This is a genomic window from Agrobacterium tumefaciens str. B6, assembly GCF_001541315.1.
Classification (GTDB): Bacteria; Pseudomonadota; Alphaproteobacteria; order Rhizobiales; family Rhizobiaceae; genus Agrobacterium; species Agrobacterium radiobacter.
In genome coordinates, this window is record NZ_LMVK01000034.1 from 21,658 (window position 1) to 39,918 (window position 18,261).

Consider the following 18,261-nt stretch of genomic DNA (forward strand, 5'->3'; position numbering starts at 1 on the left):
GACAACTATGAGTGCCCGCAGACCGCTTTTTCCGTAGCCCACGTCATGCCGTTGCAATAAAGGAGTTGCAATGGGGATGTGAAAACCGGGTGAGGACTGCTTTGCATATATTACCGAAAAGCCAGCGCAAGCTTGCGGTTTTCCTGATCAACATGGACAGCGCCACCAAACGCCTCGCGGATATGAACGCCCGCCTTGACGCCATGGGGCTGAAGGCGGAGCGCGTCCCCGGCGTCAATGGCAGGGAACTGAATTACCCGATCCCGGAATTCAGCGAGATTTCCTACATGCTCATGCATGGCCGCCGCACCTCGCCGCCGGAAATCGGCTGTTATCTCAGCCATGTCGCCTGCGCCCAAAAATTCACGGAAGGCGACGCCGATATCGCGCTCATCCTTGAGGATGACGTGGTCTTCGATGATGATTTTCTCAACGCCATCGATGAGGCGGTGCTGAACGGCGGCGACTGGGATCTGCTGAGGCTGACAACGGTCAGCAATGGCCGGAAATTTCCGTTCCGCCCGCTTTCAATGGTCGTTCGCTCGCCATTGCGATCACGCGGGAAAAAGGGTCGGGAGCCTATCTCGTCAACCGCCGCGCCGGAAAATGGATATCGAAACTGATCCCCATGCGGCTCGCCTATGACATCGCATTCGATCTGGAATATCTCGCGGGCCTCAAGACGGCGTTCATCTCCCCGCTTTGCGCCACGCAAGATGCGGACGGAGAAAGCCAGATCCAGAACAATCTGCGCATCTACCGCCTCCCGCGCTGGCGTTATTTCACCGTACTGCCCTATCGCGCCTTTCTGGAAACCAGTCGTTTCCTGCTGCGCGGCATCCGCTTCGTCATGGCGAAGGCGAAGGTGGCTATGGGAGGCGGCAAGGGCAAGACCGCTCCAGCCAGTCATTGAATTATCTATCTTACACTTCGCCGGGCGTGAATCCGACAAGATAGACGGCCGCGACCACGGCTGCGAGAAGGAAAATCGAAACGACGAAAATCGTCATCCGGTTCAATGGTTTGCGCGTCGTTTTCTTCATGGTGGAATAATGCGCGGCAGGGTGGCTTGTTCCGCAACGCACAGGATAATGCCGCGTGAAACATCAAAGCGGCGCAATTCGATTCCGCTTCAGGCACATATCGGCAAAAGCTCGGGTTCCTCTCCAGCTTCCCGGCCCGCCATGACAGACACGACGCATCCACGCCTCAACCCGCTGCATCTCGCCGCCGCCTTCGCCAGCGGTTGCCTTTTGACATTGATGGTGCATTTCAACGGTCAGCTTGCCCATTACGGCAATGCGCTGTTTTCCTCCTGGACAGCGCATGGAACCGGCACGGTGGCCGCCCTGATCTATCTCGCCATCATGCGCCCGAAGAAAGACGCAGCAGCGCCGGCAAAACCAAAAGCGCCGCTCTGGGCCTATTGCGGCGGGGTGGTGGGTGCCGCCATCGTCATCCTCACCTCCACCGCCGTCAATTCGCCGCTGGCGCTTTCCGGCACCATTGCGCTGGGGCTTGGCGGACAGGTGATCTTCAGCCTCCTGGCTGATCTTTTCGGCCTCTTCGGCCTGCCCAGAAGGAAGCCGGACCTGCGGGACATGGCCGCGGTGGCGCTGATCCTGTGCGGCAGCGCGCTTATCATCCTTGTGGGGAGAACGGCATGATACTCTGGATCGCCATGGCCTTTACCGGCGGCGTCTTCGTGGCGCTGAGCCGCCAGATCAACGGCCGCCTCAGCCTGTCGAACTCGCCGCTCATCGCCTCCTTCTGGAACCATATCGTCGGTTTTGGTGTGCTGACCGTCATCGGCCTTATTGTCGGCGGCCTCATTCCGCCGGGCGCGGCCGATGCGCCATGGCTCGCCTTTATCGGCGGCCCGATCGGCGTCGTCTTCATCGCTTCGGGAAGCTGGCTCATACCGCGCATCGGTGCGGTCAATACCGCCCTTCTGGTCATCAGCGGCCAGATGGTTTCAGGCGTGGTTCTTGATCTTTTCAGCGATCGTCCGCCGAAAATCTGGGCAAGCGCACTTGGGATTCTGCTGATCCTGGCCGGCATGGTGCTGACACAGCGGCGCGGTCGCTAAAGCATTTTCAGTAAAAATGCGCAGCGGTTTTACGTCCGGAAAATGCGTAGAACTTAAGAAAGCTCAGGAGTCGCTGCCGCGCGAGAACATGCCGATCAGGGTCTTGCCGCCGCTTTTACCGCCGCTGCTGGCAAGTGTCGGCCGGTTACCGTTCAGTTTCGGCACCACCACCATGCGCTTGACTTCGCCGCGTTTGAAGGCCGCAAGGAAGCGCGAATAATCGCGGAACACCACGCAGCCGTTCGATTCACCGCGTTTTGCCAGCATGTAGGTGTGCGCCAGAAGACCGTCGCGGCCGTGCGGGTTGACGCCGCTTTCCGGCGTCAGACGAATGGCTTCGACTCCGTGGAACCGCGCCTCGCGCATCGTCAGACGATAGCTGGAGGGCGGCGTCGAACCGCGCATTCTCACATGCACATAATCGGGGTTGTCGCGCATCTTGCCGATGCCGGAATGCGCCTCCAGCTTCTCGCCGTTCGGCATATGCACGACACCGGAGGAAATATCGTAGATCGCCGTGCCGTTGCCGCGATCCGGCCACGGAACCGCATCCATCTTGCTGGGCTCGCGTATCGGATTATCAGGCTTTGCAAAGGCGAGCATGGCGCCGGTGCTCTGCTTGGGCGGCGCAGGTGCGCGCAGGGGAACCGGCGCATCAAAAGCAGGCGCCGAAGCAACCTCGACCTTGGAAGGTGTGGCAGGGCGCGGTGACGGCTCGACCGCCTGAGCCGTCGCGACTTCAGGACGGAAACTCGGCAGCGGCACATCATCGGGCAGCAGGCTGCTTGCTTCTTCCTCGATCTGCGGCCGCGCCAGCGCCACTTCAAATGCCGGATGCTGCGGAACGGCGCTCTGATAGGCGACCTCGGAGGTGCGTCCAAGCGCCGAATCGACGATTGCCGAAGGCTTGAGCGCGGCAAGTTCCTTAACGGTCGCCTGCCCTTTCGCGTTCGCTGCCGCGCCGAAGCGCTCGCCGAATTCCTTCGCACCAATCTCGGGCATGATGCCGGCAAGGCGAACAGCCTTCTGCTGGCCGTGGCTATGGTCGCTCAAACGGGAAAACTTGCGGATGTGAATATCTCGCGCGGCCGTGCGAACAATCGCCGTCTCAGCCGAATCGAGCCTCGTCACCAGGGTCTTTTCAAACTGTCCGACACCATGCGAGGCAGCGGCCATGCTATGCAGCGAGGCAAAGGCTGCGACTGCGAAAAGGCTGGCAAAAACGCCGCCGCCGAGAAGCGCGGACATCCGTCCGAGCGAAGAGGATTTGCCTCTCTTGGCGGAAGACGAACCGGTAAAGCCGGCACCATTATAGGCCGCAGCAGAAAACGCCATGATACTCGTTACTCGAACCGTTCACGCATACCCGGCCGACGCCGGAGGGATTTTGGGACATCCGAAGAGCGGGCAGACACCACGCCGGTTTCGGAATTGACTGGCTCGAAGCATGACGAATTATGGTAACCAAAGTGTTTACGAGTCCCTGCAAAAATATTTCGTTAAGGTCTGCGCATTGTAAGGTGAAGGCAAAACAATGACTTGCGCGGGTACTGCGTGCATCCGCACTGCATCGTCCCGGGAAATACCCCTTAAAGGAGCGTCATCGGCCTAAAAATTTCCGTCGCCGCATTGTCAGGTAAATTCCGACTTGGCCGGAAATTTGCTGCAAATGCGGCAGGACTGCGACAGGGCAAGTCCCTGCCGGAAACACCCATGCTTACCGGAGAAATCGAAAGGGGCTTGATCCGCCAAAGCCGGCTTGGCATCCTGCCCTCAAAAGGGAGGCACATCATGAAGGCGCTGCTGCTCATCGATATCCAGAACGGGTTTTGCCCGGGCGGCAATCTGGCCGTTGCCGATGGCGACAGGGTCGTGCCCATCGCCAATGCCCTGATCGACAATGGCGGCTACGATCTCATCGTCGCCTCGCAGGACTGGCACCCGGAAAATCATGGCAGCTTCGCCTCGCAGCATCCCGGCAAGAAACCTTTCGACATGGGCGAACTCTCCGGCAAACCGCAGATGATGTGGCCGGACCATTGCGTGCAGGGTACACCGGATGCGGAATTCCACCCTGATCTCAAGACGGAAACCTTCGATTACATCCAGCAGAAGGGCGAAAACCCCGCCGTCGACAGCTATTCCGCCTTTCGCGACAATGATCAGGGCGCGACGACGGGACTGGCCGACTATCTGAACCGCCAGGGTATCACGCAACTTGACGTCTGCGGCCTCGCCACCGATTACTGCGTCAGCTTTTCGGTGCTCGATGCCCTCGACATGCTGCCTGATGTGCAGGTGCGTTTCATCGAGGATGCCAGCCGCGGCATCGATCCGCAGGGCATCAAGGCCGCGATTACCACCATGCGGGAAAAGGGCGCAATCGTTCTCAAAAGCCGCGACATTCTGCGGGACTGAAGAACACTGGGCTTACCACTCTCCTCATCCCTGTGCCCGTCACAGGAATCCAGCCGACGCGCGTCTGTGCGGCGAGAGAGTCTTTCCAGCCCAAGGACTTGGGCTGGCTGGATCCCGGTGACGAGCACAGGGATGAGGAAGGAGAGTGCCGTTACCGCGGCTTCGGTTTCTCCAGAACGTCGATATCGCCTGCTGCATCCTCAAGGCGTCTCAGGATCGCGGCATGCGCATCCCTGAGCACCTCATTATAAAAAACATGCCCCAGCTCCTCTGCCAGAAAGTCGACGAAGATCTCCGCCTGCAGATGGCCGATCTCGGTTTCGGTCTCACGGGCAAGATAATCCCTGATACGTGCGGCCAGCGCGGCCTTTTCCTGCTTTTCCAGCATCGATCTTCCATCGTCTGACTGTTGAGGTGCACGAGAAGACGGCGGTGAAGCCGGCCCGGCACCGGCCATATGGGGCGATACCGTAACGGAAGCTTCAAGTTAATCAATCGATCCATTCATGCAATTCGTTTGCCAGCCGGACGGGACGGCGATAGAGCGGCGGCAAGGAGTTTCCAGACATGTTCAATGCAGATTTTCGCGAGGGATTGAAGAGCGGTTTCCCGATCGCCCTCTCCGCCGCCCCCTTCGGTGCGCTGTTCGGCGCCGTCGCAGTCGATAACGGGCTGAGCGTCACCGAAGCCACGATCATGAGCGGCACCGTCTATGCGGGTGCAAGCCAGCTCGTTGGTATCGAACTGTTCGGCCAGAAGGTTGCCCCCTGGCTGATCGTTCTTTCCGTCTTCGCCGTCAATTTTCGCCATATCCTCTATTCGGCCGCCATTGCCCGGATGATCTCGAACTGGTCATTCCTGCAAAAAGCCGCTGGTTTCTTCGTGCTGGTGGATCCGCAATTCGCCGAATCGGTCAGGAAATATGAAAATACCGGCACGGTCGGCTTTTCCTGGTACATGGGCTTTGCCGCGCCCGTTTATGTGCTGTGGCTGGCCATGACCATTCTCGGCGCATCGCTCGGCAATATGGTCGGCGATCCGAAAGCAATTGGCCTCGATGTGCTGCTGCCGATCTATTTCATGGGCATGGTGCTGAGCTTCCGCCAGCGGGAGAATTTCTACCCTGTCATGCTGGCAAGCGCGGTTGGCGCAACGGTTGCCTATCACATCGTCGGCTCCCCGTGGCATGTGAGCCTCGGCGCGGTCGCCGGAATTCTCGTTGCGGTCCTTTATCCGCCGAAACCGAACGGCGCATCGAATTCTGAAAACGGGGTGGAAACGCCATGAGCGACATGCTGCACGCCGATCCGCTGATCCTGATCGCGCTCGCCGCCATCGCCCCCTACCTCACCCGCATCGGCGGCTATGTTCTGATGACGCGGATGAAATCCATCCCGCCACGCATGGAGGCGGGGCTGAACGCCGTTCCCGTGGCGGTTTTGACCACGCTCGTCGCACCCGCCTTTTTTGAAGGCGGATACGAGGTCAAGATCGGCATGGTGGCCGCCCTGCTGGTCTGCCTGCGGTTTCCCGGCCTCACGATGCTGGCCGTCGGCTGGGCCATCGTCATCGCCATCAGGCATTTCGGGCTGCTTTAAGCGACCCGCTCCAATGGCTTCGTTGCGGCAACGAGCCACGCCTTAACCTCCTCGTCGGTGATCAAGGGAGAAAGCTTCTCCAGAACCCCGGCGTGATAGGCGTTCAACCAGTCGAGTTCTTCGTCGGTCAGGAGAGCGGTGACCACCAGCCTGCGGTCGATAGGGCACCATGTCAGCGTCTCGAAGGAGAACATCGGCTGGTCGCCGCCGGAGACCTCTTCCGCCTCGCGCACATAGATGAGGTTCTCGATGCGGATGCCAAAAGCGCCGGGCCGGTAATAGCCCGGCTCGTTCGACAGGATCATGCCGGACAGCAGTTCCTGCGTCGAAAGCCTTGAGATACGCTGCGGCCCCTCATGCACCGAAAGATAGGAGCCGACGCCGTGGCCGGTGCCATGGGCGTAATCCGCTCCCGCCTTCCAGAGCGCGATGCGCGCCAGCGGATCGAGATCGCAACCGCGCGTTCCCTTGGGAAACCGTGCGGTACTGATGCCGATCATGCCTTTCAGCACCAGTGTGAAGAAACGCTTCTGCTCTTCCGGAACGGCGCCGATCGCAATCGTGCGGGTGATGTCAGTGGTGCCGTTGACATATTGCGCACCGGAATCGACGAGGAACATCTCCCCATCCGCAAGTGTGCGGTCCGTATCTGTCGTGACGCGGTAATGGATGATGGCGGCATGTTCGCCGGCACCTGAAATCGTGTCGAAAGATACGTCCTTGAGCGGGTTTTGCAGCCCCTGCCCCACCTTGACCCGAGCGGCCTCGAGCGCCCTGACGGCGGCAATTTCGGTGACGCTGCCGGGCTGCTGGCGGTCCAGCCAGCAGAGATATTCGACCATGGCCGCCCCATCCTGCACATGAGCGGCTGCCGAGCCGGCCAGTTCCGCCCTGTTCTTGCGCGCGCGCGGCAAGCGGACAGGATCAGCCTCCTCGATTAGGGTGCCGCCCGCCGCGGCAATCGCGCCGGTCAGCGCCACCGGCGTCAGATCGGCATCGACCATAACCCGGCCCTTGGCGCTAGCAATGGCGTGCAGGCGGTCGGCGATTTTCGAAGGCGGTAATTGTGTCGCGAGCTGCGCCAGATAGGCCTCGGTCTCAATGCCGGTCTTGCGCTTGTCGAGAAAAATATCCGCCCTGCCATCCGCATAGATGATGGCGCGCGCGAGCGGATGCGGCGTATGCGGCACGTCGTTGCCGCGAACGTTGAAAATCCAGGCAATGGACGACGGATCGGTAACCAGCAGGGCATCTGCGCCCTTTGCCGAGACCGTTTCCGCCAGCGAGGCGATCTTTTCTTTCGCCAGCTTGCCGGTAAAGGCCTCGGGCTGGATAACGACGGGCTCCAGCGGCTCGGATGGACGGTCCTGCCACAGGGCATCAAGCGGGTTCTTTTCCAGGAGAACGACCGAGCCGCCCTTACCGGCAAGCACCTTTTCCAGCCGCTTCAACTCCGCGCCGGTGTGCAGCCACGGATCGATGCCGAGCCGGAAACCCTGTGGGGCATGTTCGGCAAGCCAGACGGAGGGCGGCGCGCCAACCAGATCGCCGCCGCTGAAGACCGATTGATCGACCTGCGACTTCAGCTGCGTCGTATAACGGCCATCGACAAAAACCACCGCCTCCGTGCGCGTCACCAGCGCAATGCCGGCGGAACCGGTAAAGCCGGTCAGCCATGAGAGGCGCTCGGCGCACTCAGGCACATATTCTCCCTGATATTCATCGGCGCGCGGCACCAGAAAACCGTCGATGCCGAGGGCGTCGAAACCGGCGCGCAGCGCCTCGACACGGGCCTTGCCGAATTGGGGCGCGGATTTGTTTTCGAAGGTCTGGAACATGAGCGTCTTTCGGGAACTGTCATGAGAAAAACTGGACGGTCGCGCCATCAAATCATTGGCGCGCAACGACAATGCCATGCGGACAAAGCCGGTTTCAAGCCATATATGACAGATGGGATTGCGACGATAAATTGTGCATGTTTCGCGAAATAAGTAATACTCAAGGCAATATGTCATGCGAAAAACGCATATCTACCCTGAGATATCCCCTCTAACCAAACAAAAACACATCGCTTATCTTCAGGGCAACACAGCGAGAGAGACACTCTCATGGCAAACAAGGATTTGAAGCAATGGCAAAATCTTTCCTCCGCACCGCCTTCGATCGCGTCGTTGAAGCACGCGAGCGTCAGGTCAGCCGCCACGTCAACGCCGCCCTTCTGAACCTCGACGACAAGTCGCTGGAAGCGCTCGGCATGAACCGCGCCGATCTGCGTCGCAAGGCAAAGTCCAGCTACGTATTCTGATAGTGTCCGGTGCGGAGATTCTCCCTCCGCCGCGCCGAACAGGAATACGTCGACCCGCTTGAGCAAACTCCTCCCATCTGCTCGCGGGTTTCCAGGCGGCGCGAAAGCGCCGCCTTTTCTTTTACCCCGAAAGGGATGCTGGGGAAGCTTCAGTCCTTGCGCAGGTGCAGCGTCACCCAGCCATTACGCCAGATCGTGCGGACATGGGAAAGCCGCGCGCCATTATAGGCGGAAAGCACTTTCCAGCGCTGTGACGCCAGAATGCCCGACAGGATGACGGTGCCGCCGGGCGCCAGATGCGTGACGAGCTGCGGTGCCATCTTGATAAGCGGCCGCGCCAGAATATTGGCAATGATGAGATCGAACGGGCCATGCTTGCGGAAAGCGTCCGAGTGGAAACCCGGCGCGGTCTCCAGCGCAAGCCCGGAGACGATACCGTTCAGCCGCACATTCTCCTTCGCCACCTTCACCGCGATGGGATCGATGTCGGTTGCAAGCACGGGAATAGGACGCATCTTGCGTACAGCAATCGCCAGAACGCCGCTGCCGGTGCCGAGATCCAGCGCATTGCGCACCGTCCTCGCCCGCAGAACTTCCTCGATCATCTCAAGGCAACCTGCCGTCGTGCCATGATGGCCCGTGCCGAAAGCCTGCCCCGCCTCGATTTCGATTGCCAGATCGTTCGCCTGCACCTTATCGCGATCATGGGCGCCATACACGATGAAGCGCCCTGCCCTGACCGGCTTCAGCCCCTCGAGCGACTTGGCGATCCAGTCAACGTCAGGAACGGTCTCCTTCTCGATGACGAGACCGGGAAAGGCAGGAGCAAGCAGCGCGCTGACCCGCTCGCGGAACTCTTCTTCCTGTTCAGCCATCAGATAGACCGAGGCTTCCCAGATATCGCGCTTTTCATCCACCTCGGTGGTGGCAATCGCGACATCCTCCTCGCCGAAATAGTCCGACATGAGATCGAGGATTTCACCCGCCTGGATTTCGGTCGTGGTGACGTAAAGTCGGATTTCGCTCACGGCGGGCTGCTTTCTCTGGCTAATAGTTCTGTGTCTGCCTTTGCCACAAAACCGCAGTCAGTCCAATAAGCCGCGCGTAATTAAACCTTCGTACCCTTCAGAAGATTCTGAAGTTTCTGCTCGGCGACATCGGGATTTTCCCCATAGGCAATCGTCCCCGCAAAGCGGCCATTGGCATCGAGCAGAATGACGGACGCCGTGTGATCCATGGTGTAATCGCCATTCGGATCCTTCTCGTCCACCGGCACCTTCTTGGCATAGATGCGGTAGCCCTTCAGCGTCTCGGCAATCTTGTCGGCCGGGCCGGTGATGCCGGTGATCCGCTTCGAGACGTTGGAGACATATTGCTGCATGATCTCAGGCGTATCGCGCTCGGGATCGACGGAGACGAAATAGGCCTGAAGCTTGTCGCCGGCCGGGTCCACCTTCTCCATCCAGCCGTTCAGCTCGAACAGGGTTGTGGGGCAGACCTCCGGGCAATGGGTGAAACCAAAGAACAGCGCAGTAGGCTTGCCCTGAAAGGCTTTTTCGGTAATCGGCTGGCCGGTTTGCGCCGTCAGTTCGAACGGCACGCCATAGGCCGTCTCCACCATCTGCTCCCGGGTTTTCGTCATTTCGATCGTCAACCAGCTGACGACACCGGCGAGAACGAGCACGACGGCCCACAATACGATGCGAATATTTCTCATTTTCCAATCCTACCCCGAAAGCCGGCAGCATGTCGCAGGCCTTGGCAGACAGATAACGAAAGGCGGTGGCGACGGCAAATCAACTGGGCGTATTTGAGCCGACCGCGCTGATTTGTCACAAATCCGCAGCCGGAAAAACGTCAGAGGCACCAGGCGATGCCGCTCTGCACCGTAGACAGGAAAATATCCGTGCCGTGCCGCACCCAGCCGTCAAAGGCAAGAAGCACGATGGCAAGCGAGGCCACAGCGGCAAGACTTGCCAGAATAAACTTCAGCGGATGGGAAACGAGCGCGTTCATATGCCTATCATAACCTGTTTGCGTGGGCGCGAAAACCGCCAAAATACTGGGTTTTGCCGGCAGGCGCGGGGCAATTGTTAGGGAAAGTTTAAAATCTTGCTGTGCATTATGACCATAGCGGTTTTTAAGCCTCGACATGATGTCTCCCGGTCCATTCTCCGGCCACCGCATAAAGCTCAATCCTGCGCGGGCCTGTTAGAGAGCCATCAGAGGAAACCTGCCGTCATGTCCAACGCCATCAAGCAATCCGGCGCATATCTCGAAATCGTTTCCTTCCATCTGAGCGATCAGGAATTCTGCATCGACATCATGGCGATCCGCGAAATCCGCGGCTGGGCGCCGGTTACCCCGATGCCGCACACCCCGCCCTATGTTCTCGGCCTCATCAACCTGCGCGGCGCGGTCATTCCCGTCATCGACATGGCCGGCCGCCTTGGCATGAAAATGACCGAACCCTCCGAACGCTCCGCCATCATCGTCACCGATATCGGCGGCAAGCTGGTTGGCCTTCTGGTGGAGCAGGTCTCCGACATGATGACCATCCGCTCCGAAGACCTGCAGCCCGCGCCCGACATCATTCCGGAAGAGCAGCGCAGCTTCTGCCGCGGCATCGTCGCGCTGGAAAAGAGCATGGTCTGCTTCCTCAACCTCGACACGGTCATTGCCGACGAGCTGGCGCGCGAAGCAGCCTGATCCAGGCATCTATAACGCAATTGCGGGGGGCGAGCCTTACGGCTTGCCCTTTTGCCATGTGACCTGCTGGTTATAGAGCGGCACCGTGGAAATCGCCATCTTGGCCGAACCGTCAGTCAGCTCCCGTGCATGCACCAGATAGATAAGCGTGTCATTGGCCTTATCATAGACGCGGCTGACGACGAGCTTCTTCCAGACCAGCGACATGCCCTGCCGGAATACTTCTTCCCCGCCCTTCGAGAGATCGATATCGCCGATCTCCACCGGCCCCGTCTGGCTGCAGGAAATGGCGTTGTTGGATGGGTCTTCAAACCAGTTGCCGTTCTTCAGCCGGTCGATGACGCCGCGCTCGAAATAGGTGACGTGGCAGGTCACGCCCTTGATCTTCGGATCGGCAATCGCCTCGATGACGATGTCGTTGCCGATCCAGTCGACGCCAACCTCACCCACGACCTGCGAATGCGCGGCAGTGACCGGAAGCAATGCCAGAAAGCCCGCAAACAAACCCGACAGAGTTTTCGTCGTCATCGCATCTTCTCCGTTACGCTGCTTCAAACATAAGTGCGCGGAACGGTTACGCAACCCGGGAGACGGCGCGTTTTTTCATGCTGCAGGGCTGGTAACCGGTGGAGGTGAGACGGCCTGCGACCATGCCGATCTTTTCCGGCAAGTCGCGAACATGGGTGACGCGCAGCGCCTTGGCCGCCGCAATCGACGCTGCCGCGCAGACAACGGCATCTTCGGCGGCATTATGGTGCACGAAACGCAGCTGGAGGTGATGGGCAATGACATTCAGCTTGTGCGATTCCAGCTGCGGCCAGACGTGCCGGGCGATCTTGACGCTGCACAGATAAGAAAGATCCGGATAGGACTGCCGGTACTTGTCGAACGACGCCCGCATGACGCTGAAATCGAAGGCGGCATTATGGGCGATCATCGTCGCACCGTGGAAGTCGTCGATGAACTCCTCCATCACCTCAGGGAATTCCGGCGCGTCCTCAACATCGGCAGGCCGAATCCCGTGTACGGCGATGTTGAAGGGCGAAAATCGCATGTCCTTCGGCCGGATGAGACGCTCCTCGACGCGAACGATCTCGCCGCCCTCTATCCACGCAAGTCCGACGGAGCAGGCGCTGCCCCGCTCCTCATTGGCGGTCTCGAAATCGATGGCGATGGTTTTCAAGAGTGATTCCCGTTGTTTCATTCCGGCATAAACCGGATTGACCTCAAAGAGAACCGGCCTCGGCTGAACGCGCTTCCGAAAGCATCCAGTCGATGAGTGTGACCAGATCGGGATTATCGAGCATACGCCTGGGATAAACGAGGAAATAGGCAAGCGTGCTGGCCATGTCCTTGCCGAAGGGGGCGATCAATGCGCCTTCCGCAAGCTCGCGGGAAACGAGCGAACGCCGGGTCAGCGCAATGCCGTGCCCGGCCTTGGCCGCATCCAGCGCGCCATTGCTGTCGATGAAGACGGTACCACCGGAGGCGTCGACATCACGCGCGCCCGCCGCTTCCAGCCAGCGCCGCCATTCATTGCGGTTTTCATCATGCAGCAGGGGAACGGACTTCAGATCACCCGCCTCCTGAAGCGGCCCGTATTTTTCAAGAAGCTGCGGCGAGCAGACCGGCAGCGTGCTGTCATCGATAAAGCGGATACTCTCAAGCCCTTCATACCGGCCAAAACCATGCCGCACCGCCAGATCGACGTCGTCCCTTGAAAAATCCACCAATCGGTTCGTCACGCTGATGCGGACATCCACATGCGGGTGTCGCTGCTGGAAGGCCGGCAATCGCGGCATCAGCCATTGCACGGCGAAAGTCGGGGTGCAGCTGAGCGTCAGAACGGTGATCTCAGATCGCGCCGTCAGTTCCGCCGTCGCCTCGCGCATCATCCGGAAGGCAGTGCGAAGCGCGCCGTAATAACGTTCCCCTTCACGCGTCAGCTGGATGCTGCGCGGTTTGCGGGAAAAAAGCTGCACACCAAGCCGCGCCTCCAGCTCCCGGATTTGCAGGCTAACCGCGCCGGGCGTGACATTCAGCTCATTGGAGGCAAGCGTGACGCTGCGATACCGCGCTGCGGCCTCGAAGGCCTGCAGTCCTTTCAGAGAAGGAAGTTCGGCTGCCATGATTTAGCTCACCTCAATTATCGCACGAGAAACAATCGTTTGAAAACACCATAAAACAGGGAGTAAATAGATGCAACAAGACCTGAAATGCAGTGAAAGCCATCCAACTTCGATTCGAGCTAAACTCAACCGATATCGGGTGGATGGCGGCGGTCCCGTCTGCGATCATGTCGGTGCTCATGCTTTGGGAGATGATGATGGCGATACAGAAACAGATGGATGCCCGCGAATGGGCGATGCTTGTCGCGCTTTCGCTCCTGTGGGGCGGATCGTTCTTTTTCATCGGTGTCGCGGTCAAGGAATTGCCGCCGGTCACCATCGTTACGCTGCGGGTCACCCTTGCCGCCACAGCGCTTCTAATCGTCTGCCGCATCATGGGCCTTCGCCTGCCGCGCGAAGGGGCGGTGTGGCGTGCATTTTTCGGCATGGGCCTGCTGAATAACATCATTCCCTTCTGCCTGATTGTCTGGGGCCAGACCCATATTGCCAGCGGGCTTGCCTCGATCCTCAATGCCACGACGCCCCTCTTCACCGTCATCGTCGCGCACTTTCTGACCGCCGACGAGAAGATGACCGGCAACAAGCTCACTGGCGTGCTGATCGGCTTTGCCGGCGTGGCTACCATGATCGGCCCGGCCGCCTTTACCGGCTCATCTGGTCTCTGGGGCCAGATCGCCATTCTTGGCGCCGCCGTCTCCTATGCCTTTGCCGGCATTTTCGGCCGCCGCTTCAAGGCCATGGGCGTGCCGCCGCTGATGACCGCCACCGGCCAGATTTCCTCTTCAACGCTGATGCTGATCCCGGCCGCCCTTCTCATCGATAAGCCTTGGACACTCGCCATGCCGAGCCTTGGCACCTGGGGCGCGCTGATCGGCATCGCCCTGCTGTCGACGGCGCTCGCCTATCTCATCTTCTTCCGTATTCTTGCCAGCGCCGGCGCCACCAACCTTGCCCTCGTCACTTTCCTCATCCCGGTCAGCGCCATCCTGCTCGGTTCGCTGCTGCTCGGCGAGCAACTGGAAATGAAGCACTTCGCCGGCATGGCAATGATCGCCGCCGGTCTTGCAGCGATTGACGGCAGGTTGCCGGCAAAACTCAGAAGCCTGCTGCGCAACGCCCCGGCTTGACAGAGCTACACGGCAAAAGCATTCTGCGCGCATGATCGCGAAACAGAACACCACCCGTCGCCATACCATCACCGGCCACCCGGCAGGGGAAGGTATGTCGTCGCGTTAAGCGATCCATTTCCACCCTGCCATTAGAGCAGGGTTCGCAAGCCTGCTCCCATACGCCCCAAGGAGACAGGCATGCAGAACGTGAAATTTGCCGATAATGAAGATGATCAGTTCCAGTTACGCGACATCCTCCTGCGCGCACCGCGCCTGGATGATGCCGAAGCCCTGACCGAACTGTTCAACCTGCCGGGCGTCCGTCACGGCACGCTACGGCAACCTTTCCAGTCTGTGGAAAAGACCAGAAAGGCAATGGAGAACCGCGGTCCGAACGATATTTCGATCATAGGCGAATGGCGCGGAAAGATCGTCGCCAATGGCGGGTTGTTTCGCAGGGCAGGACGACAGGCCCATATCGCCGACCTGGCGATCAGCGTTCACGACGATCTCGCGGGAAAAGGGGTGGGGTCGCACCTTCTTGGCACGCTGATCGACACAGCGGATAACTGGCACGATATCCGCCGCATCGAGCTCAACGTCTTCACGGACAATCTCCCGGCAATCCGGCTCTACGAGAAATTCGGTTTCGAGCGCGAGGGCACCCTGCGCAACGATGCCTATCGTGATGGAAAATACGTCGATGCCCATGTGATGGCACGACTTCGATAGGCGCTTTCAGCGTAGAAGGTGATCCGCAAACACTTCCCGAATGGTCCGCCGCGACCATTCGGCCATTCTTTCGTTCCGCCCGCGCTCGGCATCCAGCACGATCAACGCCTTCCACAGCGCCCAGCCGCGCCCGCGCTGCCATGTGGCATCATCAAGCTCCAGCGCCTGACGAAAAACGGCACGGCTTTCGGCATTGAGCACATTCCAGGCGAGAATGAGATCGGAAGATGGATCGCCGACGCCGGAACTGCCAAAATCGATGACGGCTGAAAGGCGGCCGTTCTGCACCAGCAGATTGCCCTCGGCAATGTCGCCATGCACCCAGACACCCTGCCCCTGCCAGCGGCTGGAAAGCGCCAGCTGCCAGATCTCCATGGCCAGCGCATGATCCACCTCATCGGCAAGGCGTGCTGCCGAGGCCCGCGCCTCCCCGTCATAGACCGAGAGGGACCCGCCGCGATGAAAGTTATGCGCGCCCGCGCGTGGGCCATCCGAAGCATCCACGCCGTGCAATGTTTTCAAAAACGCGGCGACATCAATGGCGACAGTCGAAAGATCGACGCGCCCCAGATGCCGTGCCAGAGGTTCGCCTTCAAGCCAGCGGTAGACGGACCAGCAGAACGGATAGTCCTCTCCCGGCTTTCCCAGCACCAATGGTGCAGGGATCGGAAAAGGCAGGAGCGGCGCAAGCGCCGGCAGCCACCGGTGCTCCTTTTCCACCTGTGCAACATAACGGGCGGCACTCGGCATGCGGATCAGCATATCGTCACCGAGACGAAAACTGCGATTATCCCAGCCGCTCAGTTCGACCGGCCGGACATCGAGATCAGCCCATTGCGGAAACTGGCTGGTGACCAGCGCCCGGACCTGCTGTGGGGTGACGACAATACGGTCATCCATACTGTGCTCTCCGTCTCAGGCGCAAAGCTTTAGCGGCAAAGGACAACATCGCCATGACGGCGCATCAGCCGCCGATCAGCGCCAGCCACTCGTCCTCGTCCATGGTCTGCACGCCCAGTTCAGCCGCCTTGGCAAGCTTGGAACCGGCCCCCGGCCCTGCCACCAGAATATCGGTCTTTTTCGAGACGGAACCGGCCACCTTGGCGCCGAGGCTTTCGGCCCGGGCCTTCGCCTCATCGCGGGTGAACTTTTCCAGCGAGCCCGTAAACACGACCGTCTTGCCTGCCACCGGGCTGCCTTCCGTCGAGGGCTTCTCGGCCTCCTTCGGGCGAAGCTCCCGTATCAGCCGGTCGATGACATCCAGATTGCGTGGTTCCTTGTAGAACTCGATGATCGCGCGGGCCACCACCTCGCCAATGCCGTCGATGCTGTTGAGTTCGGCCCAGGCATCGCTCGCCGGATCGGCCGCCGCCTTCATGCTCTCTTCGAAATGTTCGTAAGTGCCATAGGATCGCGCCAGAAGCTTCGCCGTGGTCTCGCCCACATGACGAATACCGAGCGCGAAGATCAGCCGGTGCAGATCGATCTCGCGGCGGGCGGCGATGGCCTCGAACAGCTTCCTGACGCTGACCTTACCGAAGCCGTCGATATTCTCGAGCTTGGTGAGGTGAGAGCCTTCCTGCCGCGCCTTCAGCGTGAAAATATCAGGCGCGGTCTTGATCGAGAGCGCCGGATCGTCGCTTTCGAAGAAGAAGTCTATCTGCTTGGTGCCGAGCCCTTCGATATCGAAGGCATTGCGCGAGACGAAATGTTTCAGGTGCTCCCCCGCCTCCGCCCGGCCACAAAACCGCCGGTGCAACGTGTGACCGAGTCGAGCTTGCCGGTCTTTTCATTGCGCTCCCGCACCGCATGGCTGCCGCAGACCGGACATTTCTCCGGGAAGGCATATTTCGCCGCCTCGGCGGGGCGCTTCTCCAACAGTACATCCAGAACCTGCGGAATGACATCGCCGGCGCGTTGCACAATGACCGTGTCGCCAATGCGGATATCGTGATCCTCCGGGCGGATGCGCTCGCCGCTATTGCCGATACCTTCGATATAATCGGCATTATGCAGTGTCGCATTGGTGACGACGACACCGCCGACGGTGATCGGGGTAAGTCTGGCAACCGGCGTCAGCGCCCCGGTGCGTCCCACCTGGATTTCAATATTCTCAACCGTGGTAAAGGCCTGTTCGGCCGGAAACTTGTGCGCGGTCGCCCAGCGCGGGCTGCGCGAGCGGAAGCCCAGTCTCTCCTGAAGGTCGAGCCGGTCGACCTTATAGACCACACCGTCGATATCGTAGTCGAGATCGGGCCGGGCGACGCCGATTTCATTATAATGTTCAAGCAATTGCTCGGCCGAAGTGAATCGCTTCATCAGCGGATTGACCGGAAAACCCCAGTCCCGGAACTTCTCGACGATGCCATATTGCGTGTCGGCAATCCGCGCCGGCTGGCCGCCATTCGAGACCTCGCCAAGCGCATAGGCAAAGAACCTGAGCTTGCGTTTCGCTGTCACATTGGCGTCGAGCTGGCGCAGCGAACCGGATGCCGTGTTGCGCGGGTTCACATAGGTCTGCTTGCCTTCGGCCTCCATCTGGGCGTTGAGCGCCATGAAGTCGCTCTTGGCCATATAGACCTCACCACGAACCTCCACCACATCGGGCGCGTCCGAAGGCAGCTCGTTCGGGATTTCCTTGATGGTCCTGATATTGGCGGTGACGTTTTCGCCCGTCGTGCCGTCACCACGCGTCGCCGCGGTCTTCAGCCTGCGGTTCTCGTAGCGGATCGACATGGAAAGCCCGTCGATCTTCGGCTCGGCGGTAAAGGCGATGGAGTCATCAGACAGATGCCCGAGGAAGCGATAGACGGAACTGACGAAATCGCGCAGATCCTCTTCCGAAAACGTATTGTCGAGCGACAGCATCGGCCGCGCATGCACGATGGGCGCAAAGGTTGGAAGCGGCGCAAAGCCGACTTTCTTCGATGGGCTATCGGCCCGCACCAGCGCTGGAAAAGCCGTCTCGATGGCATCGTTGCGCCGCTTCAGCGCATCATAATCGGCGTCCGAAATCTCCGGCGCGTCCTTGCCGTGATAAAGGGCGTCATGGCGAGCAAGCTCGGCCGCCAGAAATGCGAGCTCGGAAGAGGCTTCAAGCTCGGTGAGGTTTTTGACGGATTTCTGGTCTTTCGACATGACGGCCTCTTTTCGGAATTACCGAACGCTTTTA

General features: G+C 59.8%; 19 protein-coding genes and 2 pseudogenes. 10 read left to right on the plus strand and 11 right to left on the minus strand.

Going from position 1 to position 18,261, the window contains the following annotated elements; all coding sequences use genetic code 11:
* The first annotated feature begins 101 nt into the window (after positions 1-101).
* From ASB65_RS19230 to ASB65_RS19240, 3 genes and pseudogenes are all read left to right on the plus strand, one after another.
* Positions 102-913 (plus strand): annotated as a pseudogene (locus ASB65_RS19230) (glycosyltransferase family 25 protein).
* Positions 914-1,184: 271 nt separating this feature from the next.
* A complete protein-coding gene (locus tag ASB65_RS19235; protein WP_004430816.1) occupies positions 1,185-1,667 on the plus strand; it encodes a DMT family transporter in 483 nt (160 codons plus the stop codon).
* Positions 1,664-2,089, plus strand: a complete 426-nt coding sequence (locus tag ASB65_RS19240; RefSeq protein WP_060725083.1) for a DMT family transporter — start codon at positions 1,664-1,666, stop codon at positions 2,087-2,089. Before ASB65_RS19235 ends, ASB65_RS19240 begins: the two co-directional genes overlap by 4 nt.
* Positions 2,090-2,152: 63 nt before the next feature.
* Here the strand turns inward: ASB65_RS19240 and ASB65_RS19245 are convergent, their stop codons facing one another.
* Positions 2,153-3,424: a DUF2778 domain-containing protein gene (locus ASB65_RS19245; protein ID WP_060725084.1), complete on the minus strand. Its 1,272-nt coding sequence runs from the start codon at positions 3,422-3,424 to the stop codon at positions 2,153-2,155.
* 456 nt (positions 3,425-3,880) lie between these two features.
* On the opposite strand from ASB65_RS19245, the gene pncA reads away from it, so the two are divergent.
* Positions 3,881-4,507 carry a bifunctional nicotinamidase/pyrazinamidase gene (gene pncA, locus ASB65_RS19250; RefSeq protein ID WP_004430808.1) on the plus strand — a complete coding sequence of 209 codons (627 nt, stop codon included), beginning with the start codon at positions 3,881-3,883 and terminating at the stop codon, positions 4,505-4,507.
* 151 nt (positions 4,508-4,658) lie between these two features.
* On the opposite strand, the gene ASB65_RS19255 is transcribed toward pncA, so the two are convergent.
* Complete coding sequence (locus tag ASB65_RS19255) at positions 4,659-4,895, minus strand: DUF2164 domain-containing protein (protein ID WP_060725085.1); 237 nt, start codon at positions 4,893-4,895, stop codon at positions 4,659-4,661.
* Between the two features lie 179 nt (positions 4,896-5,074).
* On the opposite strand from ASB65_RS19255, the gene ASB65_RS19260 reads away from it, so the two are divergent.
* Together ASB65_RS19260 and ASB65_RS19265 are read left to right on the plus strand one after the other, a co-directional pair.
* Positions 5,075-5,794, plus strand: coding sequence for an AzlC family ABC transporter permease (locus tag ASB65_RS19260; protein ID WP_060725086.1), 720 nt, complete (start codon positions 5,075-5,077; stop codon positions 5,792-5,794).
* Positions 5,791-6,105, plus strand: coding sequence for an AzlD family protein (locus tag ASB65_RS19265; protein WP_060725087.1), 315 nt, complete (start codon positions 5,791-5,793; stop codon positions 6,103-6,105). Before ASB65_RS19260 ends, ASB65_RS19265 begins: the two co-directional genes overlap by 4 nt.
* On the opposite strand, the gene ASB65_RS19270 is transcribed toward ASB65_RS19265, so the two are convergent.
* The gene (locus ASB65_RS19270; protein ID WP_060725088.1) at positions 6,102-7,943 is read right to left on the minus strand and encodes an aminopeptidase P family protein; all 1,842 of its coding nucleotides are present in this window, start codon (positions 7,941-7,943) and stop codon (positions 6,102-6,104) included. The two genes, ASB65_RS19265 and ASB65_RS19270, sit on opposite strands and share 4 nt — an antisense overlap.
* 293 nt (positions 7,944-8,236) lie before the next feature.
* On the opposite strand from ASB65_RS19270, the gene ASB65_RS28765 reads away from it, so the two are divergent.
* The gene (locus ASB65_RS28765) at positions 8,237-8,410 is read left to right on the plus strand and encodes a hypothetical protein (RefSeq protein WP_003522343.1); all 174 of its coding nucleotides are present in this window, start codon (positions 8,237-8,239) and stop codon (positions 8,408-8,410) included.
* A gap of 149 nt (positions 8,411-8,559) precedes the next feature.
* On the opposite strand, the gene ASB65_RS19280 is transcribed toward ASB65_RS28765, so the two are convergent.
* From ASB65_RS19280 to ASB65_RS19290, 3 genes are all read right to left on the minus strand, one after another.
* Positions 8,560-9,438: a 50S ribosomal protein L11 methyltransferase gene (locus ASB65_RS19280; protein ID WP_004430796.1), complete on the minus strand. Its 879-nt coding sequence runs from the start codon at positions 9,436-9,438 to the stop codon at positions 8,560-8,562.
* Positions 9,439-9,518: 80 nt separating this feature from the next.
* Positions 9,519-10,127, minus strand: a complete 609-nt coding sequence (sco, locus tag ASB65_RS19285) for a cytochrome oxidase assembly protein Sco (RefSeq protein WP_004430794.1) — start codon at positions 10,125-10,127, stop codon at positions 9,519-9,521.
* Between the two features lie 140 nt (positions 10,128-10,267).
* Complete coding sequence (locus ASB65_RS19290; protein ID WP_223564867.1) at positions 10,268-10,564, minus strand: hypothetical protein; 297 nt, start codon at positions 10,562-10,564, stop codon at positions 10,268-10,270.
* Between the two features lie 87 nt (positions 10,565-10,651).
* On the opposite strand from ASB65_RS19290, the gene ASB65_RS19295 reads away from it, so the two are divergent.
* Positions 10,652-11,119, plus strand: coding sequence for a chemotaxis protein CheW (locus ASB65_RS19295; RefSeq protein WP_004430791.1), 468 nt, complete (start codon positions 10,652-10,654; stop codon positions 11,117-11,119).
* Between the two features lie 36 nt (positions 11,120-11,155).
* Here ASB65_RS19295 and ASB65_RS19300 read toward each other — a convergent pair whose 3' ends face one another.
* Genes ASB65_RS19300 through gcvA form a run of 3 tightly spaced genes read right to left on the minus strand, consistent with a single transcriptional unit; the run spans position 11,156 to position 13,248 of the window.
* Positions 11,156-11,647 carry a CreA family protein gene (locus ASB65_RS19300; RefSeq protein ID WP_020809653.1) on the minus strand — a complete coding sequence of 164 codons (492 nt, stop codon included), beginning with the start codon at positions 11,645-11,647 and terminating at the stop codon, positions 11,156-11,158.
* 46 nt (positions 11,648-11,693) lie between these two features.
* Entirely contained in the window at positions 11,694-12,302 is a 609-nt protein-coding gene (locus ASB65_RS19305; protein WP_004430786.1) for a 3'-5' exonuclease, read from the minus strand.
* 43 nt (positions 12,303-12,345) lie between these two features.
* Positions 12,346-13,248, minus strand: a complete 903-nt coding sequence (gcvA, locus tag ASB65_RS19310) for a transcriptional regulator GcvA (RefSeq protein WP_060725089.1) — start codon at positions 13,246-13,248, stop codon at positions 12,346-12,348.
* Positions 13,249-13,445: 197 nt separating this feature from the next.
* On the opposite strand from gcvA, the gene ASB65_RS19315 reads away from it, so the two are divergent.
* Positions 13,446-14,375, plus strand: a complete 930-nt coding sequence (locus tag ASB65_RS19315; protein ID WP_060725254.1) for a DMT family transporter — start codon at positions 13,446-13,448, stop codon at positions 14,373-14,375.
* Positions 14,376-14,555: 180 nt separating this feature from the next.
* Positions 14,556-15,089, plus strand: coding sequence for a GNAT family N-acetyltransferase (locus ASB65_RS19320; protein ID WP_060725090.1), 534 nt, complete (start codon positions 14,556-14,558; stop codon positions 15,087-15,089).
* Between the two features lie 6 nt (positions 15,090-15,095).
* Here ASB65_RS19320 and ASB65_RS19325 read toward each other — a convergent pair whose 3' ends face one another.
* Entirely contained in the window at positions 15,096-15,989 is an 894-nt protein-coding gene (locus ASB65_RS19325; RefSeq protein WP_060725091.1) for an aminoglycoside phosphotransferase family protein, read from the minus strand.
* Between the two features lie 64 nt (positions 15,990-16,053).
* Positions 16,054-18,227, minus strand: a pseudogene (gene ligA, locus ASB65_RS19330) (NAD-dependent DNA ligase LigA).
* Positions 18,228-18,261: the final 34 nt, after the last annotated feature.

Excerpts from the sequence above, each read along its gene's own strand:
- ASB65_RS19235 (WP_004430816.1), top strand. The coding sequence starts at position 1,185 with ATGACAGACACGACGCATCCACGCCTCAACCCGCTGCATCTCGCCGCC.
- ASB65_RS19240 (WP_060725083.1), top strand. The coding sequence starts at position 1,664 with ATGATACTCTGGATCGCCATGGCCTTTACCGGCGGCGTCTTCGTGGCG.
- ASB65_RS19245 (WP_060725084.1), bottom strand. The coding sequence starts at position 3,424 with ATGGCGTTTTCTGCTGCGGCCTATAATGGTGCCGGCTTTACCGGTTCG.
- pncA (WP_004430808.1), top strand. The coding sequence starts at position 3,881 with ATGAAGGCGCTGCTGCTCATCGATATCCAGAACGGGTTTTGCCCGGGC.
- ASB65_RS19255 (WP_060725085.1), bottom strand. The coding sequence starts at position 4,895 with ATGCTGGAAAAGCAGGAAAAGGCCGCGCTGGCCGCACGTATCAGGGAT.
- ASB65_RS19260 (WP_060725086.1), top strand. The coding sequence starts at position 5,075 with ATGTTCAATGCAGATTTTCGCGAGGGATTGAAGAGCGGTTTCCCGATC.
- ASB65_RS19265 (WP_060725087.1), top strand. The coding sequence starts at position 5,791 with ATGAGCGACATGCTGCACGCCGATCCGCTGATCCTGATCGCGCTCGCC.
- ASB65_RS19270 (WP_060725088.1), bottom strand. The coding sequence starts at position 7,943 with ATGTTCCAGACCTTCGAAAACAAATCCGCGCCCCAATTCGGCAAGGCC.
- ASB65_RS28765 (WP_003522343.1), top strand. The coding sequence starts at position 8,237 with ATGGCAAAATCTTTCCTCCGCACCGCCTTCGATCGCGTCGTTGAAGCA.
- sco (WP_004430794.1), bottom strand. The coding sequence starts at position 10,127 with ATGAGAAATATTCGCATCGTATTGTGGGCCGTCGTGCTCGTTCTCGCC.
- ASB65_RS19290 (WP_223564867.1), bottom strand. The coding sequence starts at position 10,564 with ATGTCGAGGCTTAAAAACCGCTATGGTCATAATGCACAGCAAGATTTT.
- ASB65_RS19295 (WP_004430791.1), top strand. The coding sequence starts at position 10,652 with ATGTCCAACGCCATCAAGCAATCCGGCGCATATCTCGAAATCGTTTCC.
- ASB65_RS19300 (WP_020809653.1), bottom strand. The coding sequence starts at position 11,647 with ATGACGACGAAAACTCTGTCGGGTTTGTTTGCGGGCTTTCTGGCATTG.
- gcvA (WP_060725089.1), bottom strand. The coding sequence starts at position 13,248 with ATGGCAGCCGAACTTCCTTCTCTGAAAGGACTGCAGGCCTTCGAGGCC.
- ASB65_RS19315 (WP_060725254.1), top strand. The coding sequence starts at position 13,446 with ATGGCGATACAGAAACAGATGGATGCCCGCGAATGGGCGATGCTTGTC.
- ASB65_RS19320 (WP_060725090.1), top strand. The coding sequence starts at position 14,556 with ATGCAGAACGTGAAATTTGCCGATAATGAAGATGATCAGTTCCAGTTA.
- ASB65_RS19325 (WP_060725091.1), bottom strand. The coding sequence starts at position 15,989 with ATGGATGACCGTATTGTCGTCACCCCACAGCAGGTCCGGGCGCTGGTC.